Origin of the sequence: Ferrimonas balearica (assembly GCF_019802085.1) — a bacterium.
In the GTDB taxonomy this organism is placed as follows: domain Bacteria; phylum Pseudomonadota; class Gammaproteobacteria; order Enterobacterales; family Shewanellaceae; genus Ferrimonas; species Ferrimonas balearica_B.
This window is the reverse complement of sequence record NZ_JAHVHV010000001.1, coordinates 561,116-582,708: the sequence shown is the minus strand read 5'-3', so window position 1 is coordinate 582,708 and position 21,593 is coordinate 561,116. Positions and strand designations below refer to the sequence as shown.

Below are 21,593 nucleotides of genomic sequence, written 5' to 3'. Positions count from 1 at the left end.
TGCGGGGTTGAACCGCCGTCGAAAACGCGCCAAGGTATTGATGTAAGCGCTTTCAGTGCTTTAGGGATGGTGCCTCGATGACCCGGGCACCGGATACGCCCCGATGATTTGGAGTCACAGAGGATGAACACCCCGCTCAAAGGCGCCGTGCTGACGGCCCTGATGCTGCTGGCCTGCCCCGCCGCCCAGGCGCAGTACCAGCTGGTTTGGTCCGACGAATTCGATGGCACGGCCCTGGACACCAGCAAATGGACCCCCCAGCTGGGGGATGGCTGTGACCTCAACCTCTGTGGCTGGGGCAACCAGGAGCGCCAGTTCTACCAGGCGGAGAACCTGACCGTGGCCGATGGCCTGCTGACAATCACCGCCCACCGTGGGGGCCCGGGCGAGGCGGAGTACAGCTCCGGCCGGATCCGCTCCCTGCACAACGGGGATTTTCGCTACGGGCGCATCGAGGCGCGGATCCAATTGCCCGCGGGACAGGGCCTGTGGCCGGCGTTCTGGATGCTGCCCTCGGAGGAGGTCTACGGAGGCTGGGCCGCCAGTGGCGAAATTGACATCATGGAGGCGGTCAACCTGGGGGGCCGCGGCGGCAACGAGGTGCACGGCACCCTGCACTACGGCGGTCCCTGGCCGGACAACCGCTACAGCGGGGCGCCCCACACCCCCGCCGAGTCGGTGGTGACCGGGTTTCGGGTCTACCGGGTGGATTGGACCCAGGGCGAGATCCGCTGGTACGTGGACGATGTGCTCTATCAGACCCAGACCCAGTGGCACAGCACTGCCGCCCCCTACCCCGCCCCCTTCGACCAGCCCTTCCACCTGCTGCTGAACCTGGCGGTGGGGGGCACCTGGCCCGGTGCACCGGCCCCGGACACCCCCTTCCCGGCTCAGATGCGGGTGGATTACGTGCGGGTCTACCAGGACCCGGCCATCAGCGGTGGTCCTTAAGCGTCCGCCGGGTTAGGGCCGTTTCGATTGGCCCTCTGGGCCGGGTAAATCCCCGGTCCACTGACTAAGCTTGCAGGAGCCCCTCAGCTGCAGGAATCGCCATGGTGTGGATGGTATTGGCGCTGATCCCTGCTATGGACAGCCTCCCCTTTGCGCCGGGGGATCACTACATCTGCCAGGCCGGCCCCCATCACTTCAACTTGACCGTGGACAACCGCGGTGACCGGCACGTCAGCCGCTACGCCCTGGTGCGGCCGGAGAACATCGCCATGCCGCAGATCCGCTACAGCCGCTATATGCAGTGGCAGATCCTGCGCCTGGATGGCAGCCCATTGGCGCTGATGCGCTTCCTGCCGGAGCACTGGACCCTGGAGGTGGCCCTGCTGGACCGGGAGGGGGATCTGGTGGACACCAGCGAACACCCCACCCACTGCCAGGAGGGCTAGCCCGCGTCCATTCGCCGGCCTTCCACCGGGCCGGATCGGCCCGCACCGTCCGACGACTTTTCATATCTCACTAATAATTCAAGAATAATTCTATTACTCACGTCGGCTTGATGTTGATCAAGCCGACGATGCTCAGGCGATCTGTACTTGGAAGGCGTACGCACTTCTGAGAGGAAATTGCCATGAAATCAGTACGTCACACCGGACTGTTGCTCTCTCTCCCCCCACTGCTCCTGCTGTCCACCACCGCCATCGCGGATCCCTACCTGGTGCCCACCGCCGGCCCCCTGACCCTCTCCGACGGCACCGGCGCGCAGTTCGCGGCCCAGCACCAGGCGGCCAAGGCCAAGCTGGTGCGACTCAGCAACGGGGGCCCCACCCATGGGCGCCTCATCAGCGTCTTTGCCGACGCCTGGTCCGATGCCGATCACCCCGACGGCCACCAGGTCTACGACGTCAAGGGCGACAAAGCGCGGCCGGCCCGGGACATCTATGTCCGTTACTCCGACGATGACGGGCGCAGCTGGTCGGAGATTCAGAACCTGTCCCGCACCGCCGCGATGAGCTCCCACACCGGGCAATGGCAGGGCGAGGATCGACCCGCATTGCCCTTCTACGGCGACTCGGATAAGCCCAACGTATTCAACAGCGGCACCCTGGTGGTGATCAGCTGGGTGGACAAATACTGCCCCGGCGGCGCCCAGGGCAGTGTCACCTACCTGGAGCGTGATCAGCGCGTCGTCCCATACAGCTGCCTCTACACCGTCCGCAGCAGCGATGGCGGTGCCCACTGGCAGCCGGCCCAGCGGCTGACCGACGGCGAGCGGGACGCCAAGCAGGACAGCCACCGGGGTAACAGCACCGCCTGGGTCCTGACCTGGCAGGAGGACCCCGCCGGTCTGGCCCTCGGCGAGGCCGACGGCCCGGGAGACGGCGCTTCCGGTGCGCGCACGGCGCTGGGCACCGACATCTGGTACAGCCACCTGAGCACCGCCATCCCCGAAGGGGGCACACTCAAGGACAGCCCCTTTGCCAAAGGGACCGCCTTTGCGCCCCCCACCCGGGTGAGCAACAACTTCACCCGCTGGGATACTCGGAACGACACCCGGCCGCTGGAATCCGGACAGGCGGCGGCCAGTCGGCCCAACATCGCCCTGGTGGGCAAAACCGTGGTGCTTGCCTACGAGGAAACCAAGGGCACCGAGGGCTTGGACGAGGGCAAGGTGATCCGTTACCACGCCTTTCCCTTTGCCGCCGGCCCCGCGACCGCTCCCGACGCCTGCCTCAGTGACGTCGGTGGCTCGCCCATCGCCTGTGCACCGGACCTGCCCCCCAACCCCACTGCGGTAGCCCGCCTCGGCTGCATCCTCAGTGATCCTGCACAAAACGCCCGCCGCGTGCGGATGCTGCCCCAGAGCACCCCGGGGCCCAGTGGCGTTAAGCTGGCGATCTTCTGGCGCCAAGGGCTGTACGATGCAGGGGGTCCGGCGGACGTCATGCTGCGCACCAGCCGGGATTTTTTGGATCTGTCGCAGTTCCACCCTCCGCTCAACGTCCCCGGGGAGGGGGCGATCACCGGTTGCCGGATCCGCGGCGACAATGATGCCGAGCTCCCGGCCGAGCAAGGGGCCTTTGCCAATGCTCCGGCGCTCAACCTGAGCCACAACACCCCGGACGGGGGCGACCTGTCGGCCCATTCCGACGCCAACCCCATTGAGGACGCCCTGGCCCACCGCGGTTACCTGCGGGGGGACACCCTGGTGCTGGGCTACAGCTACACCCCGGACCAGGTGCTGGCCCGTTACACCCGGGACGATCACTACCAGTTCTGGATCCGTCGCTCTTTCGATGGAGGGCAAAGCTGGGATCCGGCCCGCAACCTGACCGCCGCGCTGATCGACGCCTACGTCGACGCCCACCCGGAAATGCTGCAACCAAGCGAATTGACAGTGCGGGAACCCAGGCTGGTCAAAACCCCCGGTAACGGCCCGGCCACCTGCCCCAGCGGGGATCCGGAAGATCCCAGCACCACGGATCCCTCCGAGTGCAGCAACCCGCGCGGTTTCGTGGTGGCGGGGGGCTTGGTGGAAAACACCTATGAACACCTTGGGGGCGGCCAGGAGCTGGACCTGTTCCTGATGCGCACCCAGGACGGCGGGGATCACTTCGAGCCGGCCTTCGTGTTCACCAGCCCCATCGCGGAAGACTTTGAGTCTCAACTGCGCCCCACTCCGGCGCTGGACCAGGTTTTTGTGGTGTGGAACCAGCGGGATGACCAGGGCGGCACCGACGCCCAGTTCCAGGCCTTCCATGAGGCCGAGGTCACAAGCACCACCTCCGACAGTGGCGCAGGCCTCTGGTGGCTGTTGTGGCTGCCGCTGCTGTGGCGGCGCCGTTCATAGGGCAATAAAAAACGCGGCCCGAGGGCCGCGTTTTTTCTGCTGGGTCACATCACTCGTCGATGCCGGTGATGTTGCCCTCGTCGTCGATGTCGATGTTGAGGTAGCCGGGGCGCTCCGGCAGGCCGGGCATGGTCATCACGTTGCCGGTCAGCACGTAGATGAAGCCGGCACCGGCACACAGGCGCAGGCCGCGGACCGGTACCACGAAGTCGCTGGGTGCGCCCTTCAGTGCCGGATCGTGGCTGATGGAGAGCGGGCTTTTGGCCATGCACACCGGCAGGTTGCCGAAGCCCAGGGCCTCCAGTTGGGCGATGTCCGTCTTGGCCTGCTCGGACAGCTCGATGCCCTGGCCACCGTAACCGGCTTCCGCCATGGTCAGCAGCTTGGCCTCGATGGGCTGTTCGGCGTCGTACAGGTACTGGAACTCAGCCTCGGTGGCCAGCGCGGCCACCACTTCGCGGGCCAGCTCGGTGGCCCCTTCCCCGCCCTTGGCGAAGGCTTCGGAGATCGCCACCCGGGCCCCCAGGGCCTCCACCTCGGCTTTCAGCCAGGCCAGCTCCTCGTCGGTGTCCTGGGGGAAGCGGTTCAGGGCCACCACCGCCGGCACGCCGTAGCGCGTGACGTTCTCGATGTGCCACTTGAGGTTGGCAAAGCCGGCGGCCAGCGCCTCGGCGTCCGGGGCGAAGATCGCCTCCGGCAGCTTCTGGCCCGGGCGCAGGTCGTACTTGCCGGAGTTGGCCTTGAGGCCGCGCAGGGTGGCCACCACCACCGCCGCATCCGGTCCCTTGCCCGCGGCACGGGCCTTGATGTTGCACGCCTTCTCGAACCCCATGTCGGAGCCGAAGCCCCCTTCGGTCACCACCACGTCCGCCAGGCGCAGGGCCATGCGGTCGGCGATGATGGAGGAGTTGCCGTGGGCGATGTTGGCGAAAGGCCCGGCGTGGACCAGGGTGGGCACCCCTTCCAGGCTCTGCATCAGGGTCGGCTGGGCGGCATCCCGCAGGATGGCGGCCATGGCACCGGCCACCTGGATCCCCTCGGCGGTCACCGGCTGGCCGTCCTGGCTGTAGGCCAACACCACCTGGCCGATGCGCTGGCGCAGATCCTTAAGATCCGTGGCCAGGGCCAGAATGGCCATCAGCTCGGAGGCGGCGGTGATGTCAAAGCCCCCCTCCCGCTCGATGCCGTTGGCGGTGGAGCCGGGGTTGTTGATGCCGATGGTCACCCGGCGCAGGGTGCGGTCGTTCATGTCCACCACTCGGCGCCACACCACCCGCTCGGGATCGATGTTCATCCTGGGCAGACCGGTCTTGGCCTCGAACTGGTCGCCGTGGCGCTGCTCGTGGAACAGGCGGGCGTCGATGGCGGCGGCGGCCAGGTTGTGGGCCGCGGACACCGCGTGGATGTCGCCGGTCAGGTGGAGGTTGAGCTCCTCCATCGGCGCCACCTGGCTGTAACCGCCACCGGCGGCGCCACCCTTGACGCCGAACACCGGGCCCATGGAGGGCTGGCGGATGCAGGCCATCACCTGCTGGCCGATGGCCTTGAGGCCCTGGGACAGACCAATGGTGGTCACGGTCTTGCCCTCGCCCAGGGGGGTCGGGGTGATGGCGGTCACCACCACCAGCTTACCGCGGGGGGCGTCGTTCAGGCGCTTGAGCAAGGAGAAGGTCACCTTGGCCTTGGCCTCGCCCTGGGGGATCAGCTCCTCCTTGAGGATCCCGGCCTGATCGGCCACTGCCTCGATGGGCTGCAGCTGGGCTTCTTGGGAAATGGTCAGATCGGATTTCATTGTTATCGGTTTCCGGGGTCAGAGTGTTCTAAATCCGCGCGGATTGTACCGTAAAACTGGTGGGTCAAAGCCAATCCTGCGAGAATTCCTGAATATTTTTCATTTTCGTAACCCGGCTCACACATCCCTTTAGTGGAATTTTCTGTTTACGGGTTTTGCGCGCCAAGGGCGAGCCGTTTATGTTTTGTGGTTCGACCAGTAACCATACCGGGACTTCCATGGCCATCGACCACCCTGTTTCCCTGACCGACGCCCAGGACCTGGCGTCCATGATCACGGACACCTGTGCCCGCTACGCGGACAAACCGGCGTTCAGCGCCCTGGGCTACACCTTGAATTTCAACGAGGTGGAGCAGCACAGCCGGGCCTTCGCCGCCTACCTGCAGCACCACACCGATCTTCAGCCTGGTGACCGCATTGCCCTGTGTCTGCCCAACCTGCTGCAGTTCCCCATCGCCGCCTTTGGCGCCCTGCGGGCGGGGCTGGTGCTGGTCAACACCAACCCCCTCTACACCCCGCGGGAGATGGCCCACCAGTGGCGCGACAGCGGGGCCAAGGCCCTGGTGCTGCTGGCGGACCTGGCCCCCCGGGCTGCCAGCATCCTGGACCAGACCGAGATCACCACGGTGATCACCACCACGGCGCTGGATTTTCACCAGAGCACCCCGGCGGCGGGGGACTTCGACAACGCCCTGAGCTTTATGACCCTGCTCACCGACGGCGCCGATCTGCCGCTTAAGCCGGTGACCCGGGGCGCCACCGAGCTGGCGGCACTGCAGTACACCGGCGGCACCACCGGGGTGGCCAAGGGGGCGATGCTCAGCCACGCCAACCTGCTGGCCAACGCTCGCCAGGTGCTGGTCCGGCTTGGGGACGCCTGCCGGGAAGGGGAGGAGTGCTTCGTGGTGCCGCTGCCGCTCTACCACATCTACGCCTTCACGGTGAACCTCATCACCTTCTTTGCCCGGGGCAGCCTCAATGTGCTGATCCCCAACCCCCGGGACCTGCCGGCCTTTGTCGAGCAGATCCGCCCCTTCCGCGTCACCGGCATGGCGGGGCTCAACACCCTCTTTGTCGGCCTGTGCCGCCTGGAGGCGTTCTGCGAGTTGGACTTCTCCTCCCTTAAGCTCACCATCTCCGGCGGCACCGCACTGACCTCGGCAGCAGCCCAGATCTGGCAGGAGACCACCGGCTGCGCCATCAGCGAGGGGTATGGCCTGTCAGAGACCTCGCCCGTGGTCTGCCTCAACCCCATCGGTCAGGAGCAGCTGGGCACCATAGGGCCGGCCCTTATCGATACCGAGCTTAAGGTGGTGGACGACGACGGTCGGGCGACCGAGGAGGGGGAGCTGTGCGTGCGCGGCCCCCAGGTGATGCAGGGCTACTGGCGGATGGCCGATGAGACCGCCCTGGTGCTGGATGCGGCGGGCTGGCTCAAAACCGGCGACATCGCCCGCATCCAGGCCGACGGCTACGTGCGCATCGTTGATCGCAAGAAGGACATGATTCTGGTGTCCGGGTTCAACGTCTACCCCAACGAAGTGGAGGAGGTGCTCAGCCAGCTGCCGGGGGTCCTCGAAGCGGCGGTGGTGGGAGAGCCGGACCCCCGCAGTGGCGAGAAGGTGGTGGCCTACCTGGTCAGCGAGACGGAGCTGGACCTGCCCGGCCTCAAGGCCCACTGCCGGGACAACCTCACCGGCTACAAGCAGCCGCGCAAGTACGTGCGCCTGGCGGAGCTGCCCAAGTCCACCGTCGGCAAGGTGCTGCGCCGGGAACTGCGAGAGCGGCAAGACTGAGATGACCAGCACGACACGGACGTCGACCCTGCCCGCCCTGCCCTGGCTGTTCTGGGCCTGTGCCCTGGCCTACACCCTGGCCGAGTCCTTAAGGCCCTACCCCGGCAGCGACCTGCTCAAGGCGGTGCCGGCCCTGGCCCTGGCCGGGTACCACTGGCGCCACCGGCTGGGCCCGGAGCGGGCCCTGCTCACCGGCGCGCTGCTCTTTGCCGCCCTCGGGGACATCATCCTGGACCGCGGCCACGACTCCCACCTGCTGCCGGGTCTGGCGGCCTTTGCGGTCACCCAGACCCTGCTGAGCCTCACCCTCTGGCGTCGTCCCAAGGGGCCCTGGGTCAACTTGATGTGGGGCCTGCCCCTGGGCACGGCGCTGTTTCTCACCCTGGTCTTGCCGTTTTTGGCCGACACCCCCCAGGGGGATCTGCGCTGGGCGGTGGGGCTCTACTCCGGCCTGCTGACGGCCATGGTGATGGGGTGCTGCTGGTCGGCCCGCCACTGGCGCCCCGTCGCCGGGGCGTTTCTGTTTTTGATCTCCGATTCGCTTATCGCTATCGACACCTTTATCTGGCCCAGCGCCGCCGGCCTGCCGGCGATCTTTCTGACCTACTTTGCCGCCCTCTGGTGGCTGCTGGGGCCCACCGCCGACCCGATCGCCCCCGAGCCGTCCTGACCCTTCGGCGAACCCACGGCCCGGTTGTGGGGCGGTAACCGACCTTCCACAACCGGTTTCACCCTCGTAACCGGATGCACAGGGCGGCGGCCAAGCCCGCCAAGCCCTGTTTACATCTGCCCAGTCCCTTAACAGAAGCTGAACGCCACCGAGTTCACAGAACGGAACATTGGCCCACTGTCAGGGAGGAAAAGCGTCGCCAACGCCCTCTGGCGAATCCAGTTTTTTCCTTTTTGTTTAATGCCTTATGCCAAAGACCTGGCGAATCATTCACCAGCGACTCCGTCCCTTGTTCCGGCGCGACCGCCTCTCTAGAATCCGCGCCGACGCCGCTTCCCCCGACGAAGCCCGTCCCAGATATGGACATCAACCCATAACAACATCCGGCTCCCAAGAGCCCAGACTGACAGGTTGATCACTGTGAAACTGACTCACCAAAAAGCCCTGCTGGCCGCCTCCCTGGTCGCGCTGGCCGGTTGCTCCAGCGACTCCAAAGACAAACCCGTACTGCCCCCGGTGAGCGAGGGCGAGACCATCATCAATACCCCCGAGGTGATCGTCAAAGCGGAAGACAACCCGGATCTGCAGCGCCAGACCATCACCCTGGGTGCCACCGGCGACATGCACGGCTACATCCGCGCCTGGGACTACGCCCAGCACGCCGAAGCCGCCGACACCAGCTTCGCCAAGATCCAGTCCGTGATGAACGCCGAGCGCGCCAAGGATGAGAACATCATCCTGATCGACCTGGGCGACACCGTTCAGGGCAACTCCGCCGAGCTGTTCAACGACTACCCCACCCACCCGGTGGTGGAAGCGATGATCCACATGGAGTACGACGTCTGGGTACCGGGCAACCACGAGTTTGACTTCGACCGCAGCTTCATCGACCGCAACCTGGTCAACTTCGACGGTGCCGTCATCTCCGCCAACGTTTACTGGAACGAAGAGCACGGCGGCGCCCCCTACATGCGCGGCCACCAGATCTTCCAGATCAACGGCGCCACCGTCGCCGTGATCGGCGTGACCCCCTCCCTGGTGCCCCAGTGGCAGGCCTCCCAGCCGGACAACTACCGCAACCTGGAGTTCCGTGACGAGCTGGCCACCATCAGCGCCACCGTTGATCAGGTGATCGAAGCGCACCAGCCCGACGTGGTGATCGGCGCCTTCCACCTGAGCCGCAACGAGAGCGGCATCGACTGCGGCGTTCACTGCCTGTCTGAAGAGCTGGTGGACAAGTTCGACGTCATGTTCATGGGCCACGAGCACGCCCAGTTCATCGAGCAGACCACCGTGGACGGCCAGTCCGAAGTGGGCCAGAGCATCAGCTCCGACGGCGCCCTGACCGAAGACAAGGGCCTGTCCGGCGTCTACAACGCCGACAACCGCCACACCAAGGTGAAGATCATCGAGCCGGGCCGTTTCGGCTGGGCCCTGGCCAAGGCCGAGATCGAGCTGGAGCGCGATGACGCGGGCCAGTGGCAGATCGTCGACACCACCCTGTCCAACGTGCGGGTGCGCGAAGAGGGTGAAGACGACACCATGGTGGCGATGTTCGACGAGGTGCATCAGCTGGCCATCGAAGACGCCACCACCCCCATCGGCACCGTGGAAGGCAACTTCACTTTCTCCGAAACCGGAATGGCGGACGAAGCCACCAACACCGCGATGACCAACGGTCGCCTGTACAGCACCATCCACCACGCCAAGGTCGCTGACATGCCGCTGGTGGATCTCATCCAGTACGTGCAGATCAAAAACGCCAACGCCGGTCTGGAAGCCCTCAACTCCCCCTACCGGGTCGAGGTGTCCGCCGCCGCCCTGTTCTCCGACCAGTCCAACCTGGTGGATGGCCAGAAGTACGAGAAGCGCCACAGCGCCGAACTGTACCGCTACGACAACAACCTGATGGCCGTTCGCATCCTGGGTGAGCACCTGAAGGACTACATGGAGTGGTCGTACAACTACCTCAAGGGCTACAGCGAAGGGGACCTGACCGTGGCCTTCAACGGCGACATCCCCTCCTTCAACTACGACCTGTTCGACGGCGAAGGCTTCTACTACACCGTGGACCTGAGCAAGCAAAACCGCGAAGAGGACCAGGACGCCAACCGCATCCAGGAAGGTGAGCGCATCGAGATCCTGGAGATCGGCGGCGCGCCCTTCGATCCGGAGGCGATCTACACCCTGGCGGTGAACAACTACCGCTTCGGTGACCTGGTGCGCCGCGGCTGGGTGCGTCCCGTCGACGTGCTGTACGACTCCGTCAACGAGCAGGTGTTCGCCATCCGCGACATGCTGACCGCCATGGTCGGTGAGTACAGCGACCAGTACGGCGCCCTGAAGGCCGATCAGTTCATCAACCAGAACTGGCACTTCGTCCAGTACGGTCAGGCCGACGAGCAGGGCCAGGTGGCCGAGCCCGGCGCCATCCTGCAAGCCCGTGCCGACGACGCCGAGGGTCAGGCCCTGTGGAGCCGCCTGCAAAACGGTGAGATCTGCGTCATCATCGGTGACGGCAGCAAGGGCGGCAACAGCATCGGTGAAGCCCTGAACCCGGCCGACGCCGACAGCTACTTCGAGAACCCGAACTTTGATCCCGAGCAGGACATCAGCAACCCGGAATACCTGGCCGCGCTGATCGAAGGCTGCAAAGAGTAATCTTTGAGAATCAAAGAGTCACAGTAAACAGGGCGCTTCGGCGCCTTGTTTTTATTGCCACAGCGAGGGCGTCATGGCCAAGCGACTGCTATTCCCATCCCTGATCTTCCTGCTGGCCACCGCGCTGTTCTGGTGGTCCCCCAGTTGGAGCGAGTCCTTCCGCCCTGCCCCCCTGTCGGGCCAGCAGTTCGTCAAGGCGGAGGTGATCGAGGTGCTGGAGCAACAGGTGCACCCGGACTACCTGGCCCCGGACATCCTGACCGGGGTGCAGAAGCTCAAGATCCGCATCCTCGAGGGGGAGGAGCAGGGTCAGGAGCGAGTGGTGGACAACAGCCTGAGTCGGCTGCACAACGTCTACGTCGAAGCGGGGGACCACTTCATCCTGCTCATTCGTGAAGGCCCCCGCAGCACCATCTACTGGCCCTACAACTACGACCGCGCCCACGCCGTCTACCTGATGGCGGGGCTGTTCCTGTTGCTGGTGCTGGTGCTGGGGGGGATGCAGGGGCTCAACTCCATTGTCTCCCTCTACTTCACCGCGGCGCTGGTGCTGGCGGTGCTGATCCCGGGGATCTTTGCCGGCTGGCACCCGGTGTGGCTGACGGTGGCACTGATGGCGGTGAAGATCCTGGTGGGCTTTGCCCTGATCGCCGGGGTCAATCGCAAGTCCTACGCCTCCATGCTGGGCACCCTGGCCGGGGTGGTGATGGCGGGGCTGGCGGCCCAGCTGTTTGGAGAGTGGGCCCAGCTGAGCGGGATCTACCTGGACAAGGGCGAGGACATCATCAACCTCAAGCGCGACGGCCAGGTGCAGATCCGCTGGTTGCTGTTCGTGGCGATCATGATCAGCGCCCTGGGGGCGATCATGGACGTGGCTATCTCCATGGCCTCCTCCTACCACGAGCTGCGCGAGGCCAACCCGGCCCAGAGCGAACGTCAGCGGATCCTGGCCTGCATCAACATCGGCCGGGACGTGATGGGCACCATGACCAACACCCTGATGCTGGCTTTTGCCGGCAGCGGCCTGACGCTGATGATGATGGTCTGGGGCTTCCAGATGCCAGTGGAGCAGTTTATGAACATCCCCGCAATCGCCTTGGCGATCATCCACGCCCTGGCCGGCAGCATCGGCCTGGTGCTCTCCATCCCCTTCACCCTGCTGGCCTGCCTGCTGGTTTACCGCAAGGCCCCCAGCCCAGCCGCGGACTGAACCACCGCTGTGACCACAAAAAAAAGCCCGCCAAATTGGCGGGCTTTTTCTTTGCATCGGTGAGGGGTGACTCAGCCCTCCAGGCCCTGGCTGGCCAGGTAGGCCTCGTAGGTGCCGTGGAAGTCGACGATGCCGTCGGATTTGAGCTCGATGATGCGGGTGGCCACCGAGGAGACGAACTGGCGGTCGTGGGAGACGAACAGCAGGGTGCCGGCGTAGTTCTCCAGGGCCAGGTTCAGCGCTTCGATGGACTCCATATCCATGTGGTTGGTGGGCTCGTCCATCAGCAGGATGTTGGGCTTTTGCATCATCAGCTTGCCGAACAGCATCCGGCCCTGCTCCCCGCCGGAGATCACCGTGGCGGATTTCTTGATCTCGTTCTGGGAGAACAGCATCCGGCCGAGGAAGGAGCGCACCACGGTCTCGTCGGCGCCGTCGGTGGCCCACTGGGCCATCCAGTCGAACAGGTTGATCTCCTTGGCAAACTCGTCGGCGTGGTCCTGGGCGTAGTAGCCGATGTTGGCGTTCTCAGACCACTTGATCTGGCCGCTGCGGGGCGCCATGGCCCCCACCAGGGTGTTGAGCAGGGTGGACTTGCCCACGCCGTTCTCGCCGATGATGGCGATGCGCTCGCCCACGTCCACCTTGAGATCCAGCCCCTGGAACAGCGCCTCACCGTCGTAGCCCTGGGCCAGGTCGGTGACCTCCAGCGCCTGACGGAACAGCTTCTTCTCCTGCTCGAAGCGGATGAAGGGGGACTGGCGGCTGGAGGCCTTGACCTCCTCCAGCTGGATCTTGTCGATCTGCTTCTGCCGGCTGGTGGCCTGGCGGGCCTTGGAGGCGTTGGCGGAGAAGCGGCTGACGAAGTTCTGCAACTCGGCGATCTGGGCCTTCTTCTTGGCGTTGTCCGCCAGCAGGCGCTCCCGGGCGCCCTCGGCGGCGGTCATGTACTCGTCGTAGTTGCCGTGGTAGAGGCGCATCTCACCGTAGTCGATGTCCGCCATGTGGGTGCACACGGAGTTCAGGAAGTGACGGTCGTGGGAGATGATGATCATGGTGCTCTGGCGCGCCTTGAGCACCTCCTCCAGCCAGTGGATGGTGTGGATGTCCAGGTTGTTGGTGGGCTCGTCCAGCAGCAGGATCTCCGGATCGGCGAACAGCACCTGGGCCAGCAGCACCCGCACCTTCAGACCCGGCGCCACGGCGCTCATCAGGCCAAAGTGCAGCTCCTCGGGGATCCCCAGCCCCAGCAGCAGTTCACCGGCACGGGCCTCGGCGCTGTAGCCGTCCATCTCGGCAAACTGCACCTCGAGATCGGCCACCTGCATCCCCTCCTCCTCGGACATCTCCGGCAGGCTGTAGATGCGATCCCGCTCCGCCTTCACCGCCCACAGCTCCTGGTGGCCCATGATCACGGTGTCGATGACGCTGTACTCCTCGAAGGCCCACTGGTCCTGGCCCAGCTTGGCCATCCGCTCGTTGGGATCCTTGGAGACGTTGCCCCCGGAGGGCTCCAGCTCGCCGGCCAGGATCTTCATAAAGGTGGACTTGCCGCAGCCGTTGGCGCCGATCAGGCCGTAACGGTTGCCCCCGCCGAACTTGACGGAGATGTTTTCAAACAGCGGCTTGGCACCGAACTGCATGGTGATGTTGGCGGTGGCGATCAAGAGCAGGTCCCCGATGATGGTGAATTAAAAAAACGCCGCAGGGTACCCCCCCGCGGCGTTCAGTGCAAGGCGTGTGGGCTCAGGCCCGGCGCAGGCTGCGTCGGATGGCCGGCAGAGCCTCGAGGCTGCAGAGGAACAGGCCGGTCCAGATCAGGGCGAAGCTGACCGCCTTGACCTCGTCGAAGTGCTCACCGAACACCAGCACCGCCAGCAGGAATTGCAGCGTGGGCTCGATGTACTGCATCAGCCCCACCATGGAGAGGCTGGTGTAGCGCAGCGCCAGGCTGAACAGGATAAGGGGCGCCAGGGTCACCGGGGCGGCCCCCACGTAGAGCAGCAGCCCGGCGAAGCCCCCGCTGCCGGCCACGCTCTGGTGGGTCAGCACCAGGTAGGCGAAGTAGACCAGGGCCACCGGGGCCAGCAGCGCCGCCTCCAGGGTGACCGTGGTAGCGCTGTCGAAACGGATGAACTTCTTGATCAGGCCATAGAGGGCAAAGAAGCCGCCCATCACCAGGGAGAGCCAGGGCAGCTCGCCGTAGTGCAGCACCTGCCAGCCGATGCCGACGGCGGCCAGTAACACGGCGGCGGCCTGGGCACGGCTTAAGCGCTCACCCAGAAAGGCCACCCCCAGAGCGATGGCGCACAGGGGATTGATGAAAAAGCCCAGGCTCGCCGCCAGCACCTGGCCGTGGGTCAACGCCCAGGTGAAGCTGGCCCAGGAGACGCACATCACCAGGCCCGCCAGCAGGCACAGCCCCAATGAGCGCTTGTCTGCCCACAGCTCCTGCCACTCCGGCAGGGGGCGGCCCAGGGCCTTCATCGCCACCACCATCACGGGCACCGACCAGATCACCCGAAAGGCCAGCAGCTCGAAGATGTCGGCGCCGGGCAGATACTGGTAGTAGAGGGGCAGCAAACCCCAAAGCACAAAAGAGAACGCGGCCAGGCTGTTGCCTCGAAACCCGTCTGACATGAATACCACTTCACTGTGTCAAATCGAACAGGGCGGGGATTCTGCCAGAAAACTCTGCGCAACGGGGTGATACACCTCACCAACATACCGCGATCTTTATTAATGGAATGATGAAAATCCATAAGGGTGATTTACCCCACTCGGCGCCCTGCCCGTTTTGCTCCGCTGCCGATGCGACACACCTCACGCTTTCGCCCGCTCGTAAAAAAGCCCCGGAGCGGGGCTTGGGCTTAACCGTCAAGGTCGGTGAAGATCTCCGATTCCGGCAGGCGGGACTTGGGCAGGGTGGCGTTAAAGTCGGTGTCCTTACGGTAGCCCAGGGCCACCATGGCCACGGCACTGTAGCCCTTCGCTAACAGTCCCAGCTCCTCGTTCAGGGCCTTGGGATCCATCCCCTCGATGGGCACGGCGTCGATCCCCAATGCCCCGGCCCCCAGCAGTATGGTGCCCATGTTGAGGTAGACCTGCTTCTCCATCCAGTGCTGGGCGTCCTTGAAATCGAAGCGGTGCATGTTGACGAACATGGAGCGCCCCTGGTGCACCATCTCCTTGAACGCCGGCTCGGCGAAACGGCCGTCCTTGTCCTCCTGCTCCAGCAGGTGGAGCATGTAGGCCTCGTCGATGGTGGTCCTGGCGCAGAACAGGATCACGTGGGAGGCCTGCAGCACCTTGGCCTCGTTGAAGCTGTAGAGCCCCTGGGTGCCCTGGCTTAACCGCTTGCGCCCCGCCTCGTTGCTGGCGATCACGAAGTGCCAGGGCTGAGAGTTGACGCTGGAGGGGCTGAACCTCAGCAGGGCCCGGATCTGGCTGAACTGGTCGTCGGGGATCCGGCGGTGGGAATCGAACTCCTTGGTGGAGTAGCGGTAGTGGACAACGTCGATGAGGTTCATGGGGGCTCCCGGTACGGCGATGGGCGTGAAAGCCAGGGTATAGTCGAGCACGGCGCCCTTTGCCAGAGCCGCCGGACTCAGAACCAGATCACGATGATGGCCGCCAGGGCGATCAGAAACAGGCCGAGAAACTCGTTCACCCGCACCGGCTGTTTCAGCCACAGTGCCGACAGCAGCAGGGTGAAAAACACCTCCACCTGGCCCAGGGTTTTCACGTAGGGCACCGTCTGCAGCGACATGGCGCTGAACCAGCCGATGGAGCCCAGGCAACTGGTGAGGCTGATAAGCCCTACCAGGCGGGGCCGGGCCCAGAGCGCCCGCAAGGTGGACCTGTCCTGCCAGGCCAGGTAGGCCAGCAACAGCGCCGTTTGCAGGGCGATCACCCCCAGCAGCACCCAGGCGGCGCGGTGGGGAAAGGCCAGCTCCAGATGGAGGCTGGCTTCGCGGATCCACAGCGAGGTCAGGGCGAAGGCGCTGCCACAGGCCAGCCCCAACAGCGCGGTGCCCGGTGACAGCGAACGCCAGTGGCCCTGGCTGCTCAGCAGCATCACCGCCAGCGCGCCGATGCCCACCCCCACCCAGCCCAGCCCCGACAACTCGGTGCCGAAAAACCAGGTGCCCAGCACCGCCGCCACCAGCGCTTCGCTCTTGGCCAGCCCCGCCCCCATGGCAAAGTTCTTCAGCTGGAAGAGTTTGACCATCAAGGCGGTGGCCAGGATCTGCATCAGGGCCGCCCCCACCACGTAGCCGCCGAAGGTGCCGGTAAACGCCGGCAGCGGTTGGGGCTGCCAAAGGTGGAGGGAGAGCAGGTAGAGTGCCGCCAGGGGGCCGGCCCAGAGGAAGCGTGCCAGGGTTACCCCGGCCACCCGCACCTCGGCGGAGAGCTGGCTTTGAAAGGCGTTGCGCCAGGCCTGCATCAGGGCGGCCAGCAGGGTGAAGGCGATCCACATGGCGAAAAGGCTGCGTTGAGAAGAAGCGGGCCCCCAGCTTACCGCGGGGGGCCTGCCCGATTCACATCAATAACATCAATGGGGTCAGATCGCCCCTTCCACCTGCTGCACCGCCGGACGGGCCTGGACTCGGGCCCGGAACGCATTGAGGTGGGGGGTGTCGACGGCGATCTCCAGCCGGGCGGCCATCCCCAGCAGCACGTAGGCGGTGATGTCGGCGATGGAGAACTCCGGCCCGGCCAGGTAGGGACTCTCTCCCAGTCGCGCCTCCAGGGTGGGCAGAAACTCCTCCAGACGCCGACGGGACTCGTGGCCCCAGGCCTCGACGCAGCGCTCACGGTCGGCATAGACACCGCTTATGTTTCGAAACGCCTGGAAGGCCACCATCAGTCCCTCCAGCTCCACCAGACGTTGCCACATCTCCACCTGAGCCTGCTCAAGGGCCGTGGTGCCAAACAGGCTGGGGTGGTCACCCCGCTGGCCATCGAAGTAGCGGCAGATCGCCACCGACTCGCACACCGTGGTGCCGTCGTCCAGCTCCAGCAGGGGGATCTTGCCGTTGAGGCTCTTGGCGCGAAATTCCGGCGTCAGGTTGTCGCCGGCGCGCACGTCCATGGCCACCCGCGGCACCTCGATGCCCAGCTCCGCCAGGAAAAGGTTGACCCGTTTGGCGTTGGGGGTGGCGGCGGTTTCGTACAGCTTCATAGGAACTCCAGTGAGGGATCAGGTAAGAAGAAACAGGGTGCCCAGGCCCAGGAAGGTGAAAAAGCCCACCACGTCGGTCACCGTGGTGAGGATCACCGAGCCGGACAGGGCGGGATCGATGGCCAGGCGGTCCAGCACCAGGGGGATCGCCACCCCGGCCAGGGCCGCAGCCAGAATGTTGATGACGATGGCAGCGGCCATGACGCCACCCAGGGGAACACTGCCAAACCAGAGGGTGGCCACCACTCCGATCACCGCCGCCCACACCAGACCGTTGAGCACCGCCACGCCTATCTCCTTGCGGCACAGGTCCAGGGCGTTGCCCGCGGTGACCTGGCCCAGGGCCAGGCCGCGGATGATGAGGGTCAGGGTCTGACTGCCGGCGATCCCCCCCATGGAGGCGACGATGGGCATCAGCACCGCCAGGGCCACCACCTGGCTCAGAGTGGCCTCGAACAGGCCGATGGTCCAGGCCGCCAGCAGTGCGGTAAGCAGGTTGATCCCGAGCCACAGGGCACGGCGCTTGGCACTGTGCCACACCGGCAGGAAGAGATCCGCCTCCTCGTTCAAACCCGCCGAGGCCATCAGTTGGCCCTCGTAATGTTCACGGACGATCTCCATCGCCAGACGCAGGGTCATTCTTCCCAGCAGGCGACCGGCCTCATCCACCACCGGCAGCATGGGCAGGTCCGAGTGCTCCATCCGCTCCGCCGCTTCCAGCAGAGGGGTGTCCGCCGACAGGGGCGCCACCGCTTTGTCGATGCAGTGGCGCACCGACAAGCTGGCGTCCGCCTGCAGCAGATCGGTCAGGGTCACCTCCCCCAGCCACACCCCGTGACGGTCCACCACGTAGGCGCGATCGGTAAAGGCGGAGCGGTAGCGGCGCAGCATCCGCAGAGCCGCGGCGACTTTGACGTTGGGGGGCAGGACCACCACCTCGTGGTCCAGGTAACGACCAATCTGGTCCTCATCGTACTCCTGGGAGGCGCGGTACCAGGCCTGCTGTTGGGTGTCCATCCGCCCCAGGGCCTGGTCCACCAGCTTGTCCGAGAGGTTGTCGGACAGCTCAATCAGGCTTTCGGCGTCCAGCTCCCCCAGAAGCGCCGCCATCTCCGACTCGTCCAGCTGGGAGAGGATGCTGTCCCGGGCCTCCACCCGCATCGCCACCAGGGCTTCCACCCGGTCCTCGGTGGGCAGGGCCGGCCACAGGGCGCGCCGCTGTGCCAGGGGCAGGGACTCGAGCAGCAGGCCCAGCTCCGAGGCTTCGAGCTGCTCCAGCGCCTCGAGGAACACCACCAGCTGCTGCTCCCCCTCCGCCAGGTTGAGGGGCTCAATCCAGTTGCTGGCCAGCGCCCGGTGCGCGGCGTCATCCTGGGGCCAATGCTGGGGCTCTGCGGCCATGGCGTATCCTTAACGCATTCAATAAAAACAGGAAGGTCATCACGAGGCTTCCCGTCTAGTCTTACTCTGCATTGTTCGCAAAAGAGGCCAAGGCATGCAAGCCAAAACCCCCATCGGCTGGCGGGAGTGGGTGCACCTGCCCCAGCTTGGGATCCCCCACATCAAGGCCAAGATCGACACCGGCGCCAAGACCTGCGCCCTGCACGCCTTTCGCGTGGACCCCTTCGAGCGGGAGGGGCAGCACTGGGTGCGCTTCGCCCTGCACCCCTACCAGGACGACACCGACACCGTGGTGGAGTGCGAGGCCCCGGTGGTGGATTACCGGACGGTCACCAACTCCGGCGGCCACCAGGAGACCCGCTACGTCATCGCCACCCAAATTCTGGCCGGGGACCGCACCATCGACGCCGAGATCACCCTCACCAACCGCGAGACCATGCGGTTTCGCATGCTGCTGGGCCGCAACGCCCTGATGGGCCACTTCCTGGTGGACTGCGATGCGGCCTTCCTCCTCGAGACCCCACCGATGCCCGAAAGCGAAAGGAGCGAGCATGAAGATTGCGATACTGTCGAGGAATAGCCGGCTCTACTCCACCGGGCGCCTGGTGGAAGCGGGCGAGCAGCGGGGCCATGAGATGCACGTCATCGACACCCTCAAGTGCTACATGGACATCACCTCCGCCAAGCCGGCGATATGGTACAAGGGGGAGCGCCTGGAGGGGTTTGATGCGGTGATCCCCCGCATCGGCAGCTCCATCACCAGTTACGGCACCGCGGTGATCCGCCAGTTCGAGATGATGGGGGTCTACTGCCTGACTGAGTCGGTGGCCCTGGGCCGCTCCCGGGACAAGCTGCGCTCGCTGCAGCTGCTCTCCCGCAAGGCGATCGGCATGCCCAACACCGGCTTTGCCCACCACGTGGACAACACCAAGGATCTGATCAAGATGGTGGGGGGCGCCCCTTTGGTGGTGAAACTGCTGCAGGGCACCCAGGGGCGCGGAGTGGTGCTGGCGGAGACCCAGAAAGCGGCAGAGAGCGTCATCGACGCCTTCCGAGAACTGCGGGCCGATTTCCTGGTTCAGGAGTTCATCAAGGAGGCCGGCGGCAGCGACGTGCGCTGCTTTGTCATCGGCACCAAGGTGGTGGCCGCCATGGAGCGTACCGCCCAGGCCGGGGAGTTTCGCTCCAACCTGCACCGGGGGGGCAGCGCCGCCCTCACCCGGCTGACGCCAACCGAACGAAAAACCGCCGTGGTGGCCGCACAAACCATGGGACTAAAAGTCTCGGGGGTGGATATACTGCGCTCTGAACGGGGCCCCTTGGTGATGGAGGTGAACTCCTCCCCGGGCCTCGAGGGGATCGAAGCCGCCACCGGCAAAGACGTGGCGGGGGCGATCATCGAATACATTGAGGACAACGCCAAGCCCAACCAGACACGTACGCGCGGAAAGGGCTGAAGCGCAGGCAGACACACCCATGAAAAACCGGCCCATCGAATTTGGCGGAGAATCCGTTCTCCCGGGTCAACAGCGCACCATCGAAATTCCACTGGCCAGCATGGTCACCCAACGCGACCTGCACCTGTCGCTGCGGGTGCTGCACGGCCGCAGCCCAGGCCCCTGCCTCTTTGTCAGCGCCGCCATCCACGGCGACGAGATCAACGGGGTGGAGATCATCCGCCGCCTGCTCAAACGCAAGGCGCTCAATCGTCTCAAGGGCACCCTGGTGCTGGCCCCCATCGTCAACGTGCACGGCTTCCTGGCCCAGTCCCGCTACCTGCCGGACGGTCGGGATCTCAACCGCAGCTTTCCCGGCAGCGCCCGGGGCACCCTGGCCGGGCGCATCGCCCACACCTTCCTGAGCGAAGTGGTCAACAAGTGCACCCACGGCATCGACCTGCACACCGCCGCCCGCCACCGGGATAACCTGCCGCAGATCCGCGCCGATCTGAACCAGGACGAGACCCGGGCCCTGGCCACCGCCTTCGGGGTGCCGGTGGTGATGCATTCGGAGATCCGCGACGGTTCGTTGCGCCAGGTGGCCGGTGACAACGGGATCCCGATCCTGCTCTATGAGGCCGGCGAGGCGCTGCGCTTCAACGAGGTGTGCATCCGGGCCGGGGTGACCGGGATCTTAAACGTGATGCGCACGCTCAAGATGCTGCCCCCCAGCCGGGCCAAGGAGCGGGCCCACAAACCGGTGTACTCGGACACCAGCTTCTGGGTACGGGCGCCGGAGTCGGGGATCTTCCGGGCCATGATGCCGATGGGGGCCAAGGCGGCCAAGGGCAGCGTGCTGGGGGTGATCGCCGACCCCCTGGGTGAGCAGGAGGTGCCGGTGCTGGCCCCTCGGGATGGCATCGTCATCGGCCGCACCAACCTGCCCCTGACCCACGAGGGGGAGGCGCTGTTCCATCTGGCGGAGTACGCCAGCAAGGTGGATCTAGTGGCGGACCGGGTGGAGCTGTTCCAGGATAACCTGGAGCCGGAACCGGGCCGACCGGACGGCTCCGGCGAAGTGCCCATTCTCTGACCCCCTCGCGACACCGCCCCGACCTAACAAAGCCCGGGTGAACCCGGGCTTAACCAGCACAAGAACAGTCACTTAATTCACTATTAACTGGCCCGGATTGCACCGGCGAGTTGAAATGACGGCCCGATAACCCAATCGCAACGTCAGGATAGCCGCCGTGAACAAGACCCTGCTCGCCCTCTCCCTTGTGCTGATCCCAAGCCTCGCCAGCGCCAACGTCATCATCGACACCCACGGGGTGGAGGAGAAGGATTACGTCTACGACCTGCACCAGTGCAACGAGCTGGCGGCCCAGGTGGAGAAGGAGCAGGTCTCCGGTGGCGCGGTCTCCGGCGCCGCCCGGGGGGCCGCACTGGGCGCCGCCGCCGGGGCGATCTCCGGCAACTCCGGCTCCGAGGGCGCCAAGTACGGCGCCGCCGCCGGCGTGGTGGGCGGGGCGCTCAACCGCGGCCGCAACACCCGCGAAGCGGAACAGAATCATCAGCAGCAACGAGATCAGGTGGTGCGCAACTGCATGACCAACCGCGGCTACACGGTGCTCAACTGA

Annotated in this window: 18 protein-coding genes; 11 read left to right on the top strand and 7 right to left on the bottom strand. The window is 65.5% G+C overall.

Features of this window, described 5'->3' with window-relative positions; translation table 11 throughout:
• Nucleotides 1–123 precede the first annotated feature (123 nt).
• The 3 genes from KUV81_RS02690 (at nucleotide 124) to KUV81_RS02680 (ending at nucleotide 3,799) form a co-directional block, all read left to right on the top strand.
• The gene (locus KUV81_RS02690; RefSeq protein ID WP_222542302.1) at nucleotides 124–951 is read left to right on the top strand and encodes a family 16 glycosylhydrolase; all 828 of its coding nucleotides are present in this window, start codon (nucleotides 124–126) and stop codon (nucleotides 949–951) included.
• Between the two features lie 101 nt (nucleotides 952–1,052).
• A complete protein-coding gene (locus KUV81_RS02685) occupies nucleotides 1,053–1,397 on the top strand; it encodes a hypothetical protein (RefSeq protein WP_222542301.1) in 345 nt (114 codons plus the stop codon).
• A 182-nt stretch (nucleotides 1,398–1,579) separates the two neighbouring features.
• Complete coding sequence (locus KUV81_RS02680) at nucleotides 1,580–3,799, top strand: sialidase family protein (RefSeq protein WP_222542300.1); 2,220 nt, start codon at nucleotides 1,580–1,582, stop codon at nucleotides 3,797–3,799.
• A 49-nt stretch (nucleotides 3,800–3,848) separates the two neighbouring features.
• On the opposite strand, the gene KUV81_RS02675 is transcribed toward KUV81_RS02680, so the two are convergent.
• The gene (locus KUV81_RS02675) at nucleotides 3,849–5,591 is read right to left on the bottom strand and encodes a formate--tetrahydrofolate ligase (protein WP_222542299.1); all 1,743 of its coding nucleotides are present in this window, start codon (nucleotides 5,589–5,591) and stop codon (nucleotides 3,849–3,851) included.
• 218 nt (nucleotides 5,592–5,809) lie between these two features.
• Between KUV81_RS02675 and KUV81_RS02670 the strand changes: the two genes are divergently transcribed.
• The 4 genes from KUV81_RS02670 to KUV81_RS02655 all read left to right on the top strand — a co-directional run bounded on the left by KUV81_RS02670 (nucleotide 5,810) and on the right by KUV81_RS02655 (nucleotide 11,928).
• Nucleotides 5,810–7,387 (top strand): AMP-binding protein, encoded by a 1,578-nt coding sequence (locus tag KUV81_RS02670; protein ID WP_222542298.1) that lies wholly within the window; start codon nucleotides 5,810–5,812, stop codon nucleotides 7,385–7,387.
• Nucleotide 7,388: 1 nt separating this feature from the next.
• Nucleotides 7,389–8,057: a lysoplasmalogenase gene (locus tag KUV81_RS02665; protein WP_222542297.1), complete on the top strand. Its 669-nt coding sequence runs from the start codon at nucleotides 7,389–7,391 to the stop codon at nucleotides 8,055–8,057.
• A 420-nt stretch (nucleotides 8,058–8,477) separates the two neighbouring features.
• Entirely contained in the window at nucleotides 8,478–10,718 is a 2,241-nt protein-coding gene (locus tag KUV81_RS02660; protein ID WP_222542296.1) for a bifunctional metallophosphatase/5'-nucleotidase, read from the top strand.
• A 73-nt stretch (nucleotides 10,719–10,791) separates the two neighbouring features.
• A complete protein-coding gene (locus tag KUV81_RS02655; RefSeq protein ID WP_222542295.1) occupies nucleotides 10,792–11,928 on the top strand; it encodes a YibE/F family protein in 1,137 nt (378 codons plus the stop codon).
• Nucleotides 11,929–11,999: 71 nt separating this feature from the next.
• On the opposite strand, the gene KUV81_RS02650 is transcribed toward KUV81_RS02655, so the two are convergent.
• The 6 genes from KUV81_RS02650 to KUV81_RS02625 all read right to left on the bottom strand — a co-directional run bounded on the left by KUV81_RS02650 (nucleotide 12,000) and on the right by KUV81_RS02625 (nucleotide 18,514).
• On the bottom strand, nucleotides 12,000–13,595 hold the full coding sequence (locus KUV81_RS02650; RefSeq protein WP_222542294.1) for an ABC-F family ATPase: 1,596 nt from the start codon (nucleotides 13,593–13,595) through the stop codon (nucleotides 12,000–12,002).
• A 79-nt stretch (nucleotides 13,596–13,674) separates the two neighbouring features.
• A complete protein-coding gene (gene rarD / locus KUV81_RS02645; RefSeq protein WP_222542293.1) occupies nucleotides 13,675–14,568 on the bottom strand; it encodes an EamA family transporter RarD in 894 nt (297 codons plus the stop codon).
• Between the two features lie 230 nt (nucleotides 14,569–14,798).
• Entirely contained in the window at nucleotides 14,799–15,458 is a 660-nt protein-coding gene (gene nfsB / locus KUV81_RS02640) for an oxygen-insensitive NAD(P)H nitroreductase (RefSeq protein ID WP_222542292.1), read from the bottom strand.
• A 77-nt stretch (nucleotides 15,459–15,535) separates the two neighbouring features.
• Nucleotides 15,536–16,408 carry a DMT family transporter gene (locus KUV81_RS02635; RefSeq protein ID WP_222542291.1) on the bottom strand — a complete coding sequence of 291 codons (873 nt, stop codon included), beginning with the start codon at nucleotides 16,406–16,408 and terminating at the stop codon, nucleotides 15,536–15,538.
• A gap of 84 nt (nucleotides 16,409–16,492) precedes the next feature.
• Complete coding sequence (locus tag KUV81_RS02630) at nucleotides 16,493–17,113, bottom strand: glutathione S-transferase family protein (RefSeq protein WP_222542290.1); 621 nt, start codon at nucleotides 17,111–17,113, stop codon at nucleotides 16,493–16,495.
• 18 nt (nucleotides 17,114–17,131) lie between these two features.
• A complete protein-coding gene (locus KUV81_RS02625) occupies nucleotides 17,132–18,514 on the bottom strand; it encodes a magnesium transporter (protein WP_222542289.1) in 1,383 nt (460 codons plus the stop codon).
• Nucleotides 18,515–18,608: 94 nt separating this feature from the next.
• Here KUV81_RS02625 and KUV81_RS02620 point away from each other — a divergent pair, with 94 nt between their 5' ends.
• The 4 genes from KUV81_RS02620 to KUV81_RS02605 all read left to right on the top strand — a co-directional run bounded on the left by KUV81_RS02620 (nucleotide 18,609) and on the right by KUV81_RS02605 (nucleotide 21,593).
• Complete coding sequence (locus KUV81_RS02620) at nucleotides 18,609–19,094, top strand: ATP-dependent zinc protease (protein ID WP_222542288.1); 486 nt, start codon at nucleotides 18,609–18,611, stop codon at nucleotides 19,092–19,094.
• The gene (rimK, locus tag KUV81_RS02615; RefSeq protein WP_222542287.1) at nucleotides 19,066–19,971 is read left to right on the top strand and encodes a 30S ribosomal protein S6--L-glutamate ligase; all 906 of its coding nucleotides are present in this window, start codon (nucleotides 19,066–19,068) and stop codon (nucleotides 19,969–19,971) included. Before KUV81_RS02620 ends, rimK begins: the two co-directional genes overlap by 29 nt.
• A gap of 19 nt (nucleotides 19,972–19,990) precedes the next feature.
• Nucleotides 19,991–21,046, top strand: coding sequence for a succinylglutamate desuccinylase/aspartoacylase family protein (locus tag KUV81_RS02610; protein ID WP_222542286.1), 1,056 nt, complete (start codon nucleotides 19,991–19,993; stop codon nucleotides 21,044–21,046).
• A gap of 157 nt (nucleotides 21,047–21,203) precedes the next feature.
• Nucleotides 21,204–21,593, top strand: coding sequence for a glycine zipper family protein (locus KUV81_RS02605; RefSeq protein ID WP_222542285.1), 390 nt, complete (start codon nucleotides 21,204–21,206; stop codon nucleotides 21,591–21,593).

Excerpts from the sequence above, each read along its gene's own strand:
- KUV81_RS02690 (WP_222542302.1), top strand. The coding sequence starts at position 124 with ATGAACACCCCGCTCAAAGGCGCCGTGCTGACGGCCCTGATGCTGCTG.
- KUV81_RS02685 (WP_222542301.1), top strand. The coding sequence starts at position 1,053 with ATGGTGTGGATGGTATTGGCGCTGATCCCTGCTATGGACAGCCTCCCC.
- KUV81_RS02680 (WP_222542300.1), top strand. The coding sequence starts at position 1,580 with ATGAAATCAGTACGTCACACCGGACTGTTGCTCTCTCTCCCCCCACTG.
- KUV81_RS02675 (WP_222542299.1), bottom strand. The coding sequence starts at position 5,591 with ATGAAATCCGATCTGACCATTTCCCAAGAAGCCCAGCTGCAGCCCATC.
- KUV81_RS02670 (WP_222542298.1), top strand. The coding sequence starts at position 5,810 with ATGGCCATCGACCACCCTGTTTCCCTGACCGACGCCCAGGACCTGGCG.
- KUV81_RS02665 (WP_222542297.1), top strand. The coding sequence starts at position 7,389 with ATGACCAGCACGACACGGACGTCGACCCTGCCCGCCCTGCCCTGGCTG.
- KUV81_RS02655 (WP_222542295.1), top strand. The coding sequence starts at position 10,792 with ATGGCCAAGCGACTGCTATTCCCATCCCTGATCTTCCTGCTGGCCACC.
- rarD (WP_222542293.1), bottom strand. The coding sequence starts at position 14,568 with ATGTCAGACGGGTTTCGAGGCAACAGCCTGGCCGCGTTCTCTTTTGTG.
- nfsB (WP_222542292.1), bottom strand. The coding sequence starts at position 15,458 with ATGAACCTCATCGACGTTGTCCACTACCGCTACTCCACCAAGGAGTTC.
- KUV81_RS02635 (WP_222542291.1), bottom strand. The coding sequence starts at position 16,408 with ATGTGGATCGCCTTCACCCTGCTGGCCGCCCTGATGCAGGCCTGGCGC.
- KUV81_RS02630 (WP_222542290.1), bottom strand. The coding sequence starts at position 17,113 with ATGAAGCTGTACGAAACCGCCGCCACCCCCAACGCCAAACGGGTCAAC.
- KUV81_RS02625 (WP_222542289.1), bottom strand. The coding sequence starts at position 18,514 with ATGGCCGCAGAGCCCCAGCATTGGCCCCAGGATGACGCCGCGCACCGG.
- KUV81_RS02620 (WP_222542288.1), top strand. The coding sequence starts at position 18,609 with ATGCAAGCCAAAACCCCCATCGGCTGGCGGGAGTGGGTGCACCTGCCC.
- rimK (WP_222542287.1), top strand. The coding sequence starts at position 19,066 with ATGAAGATTGCGATACTGTCGAGGAATAGCCGGCTCTACTCCACCGGG.
- KUV81_RS02610 (WP_222542286.1), top strand. The coding sequence starts at position 19,991 with ATGAAAAACCGGCCCATCGAATTTGGCGGAGAATCCGTTCTCCCGGGT.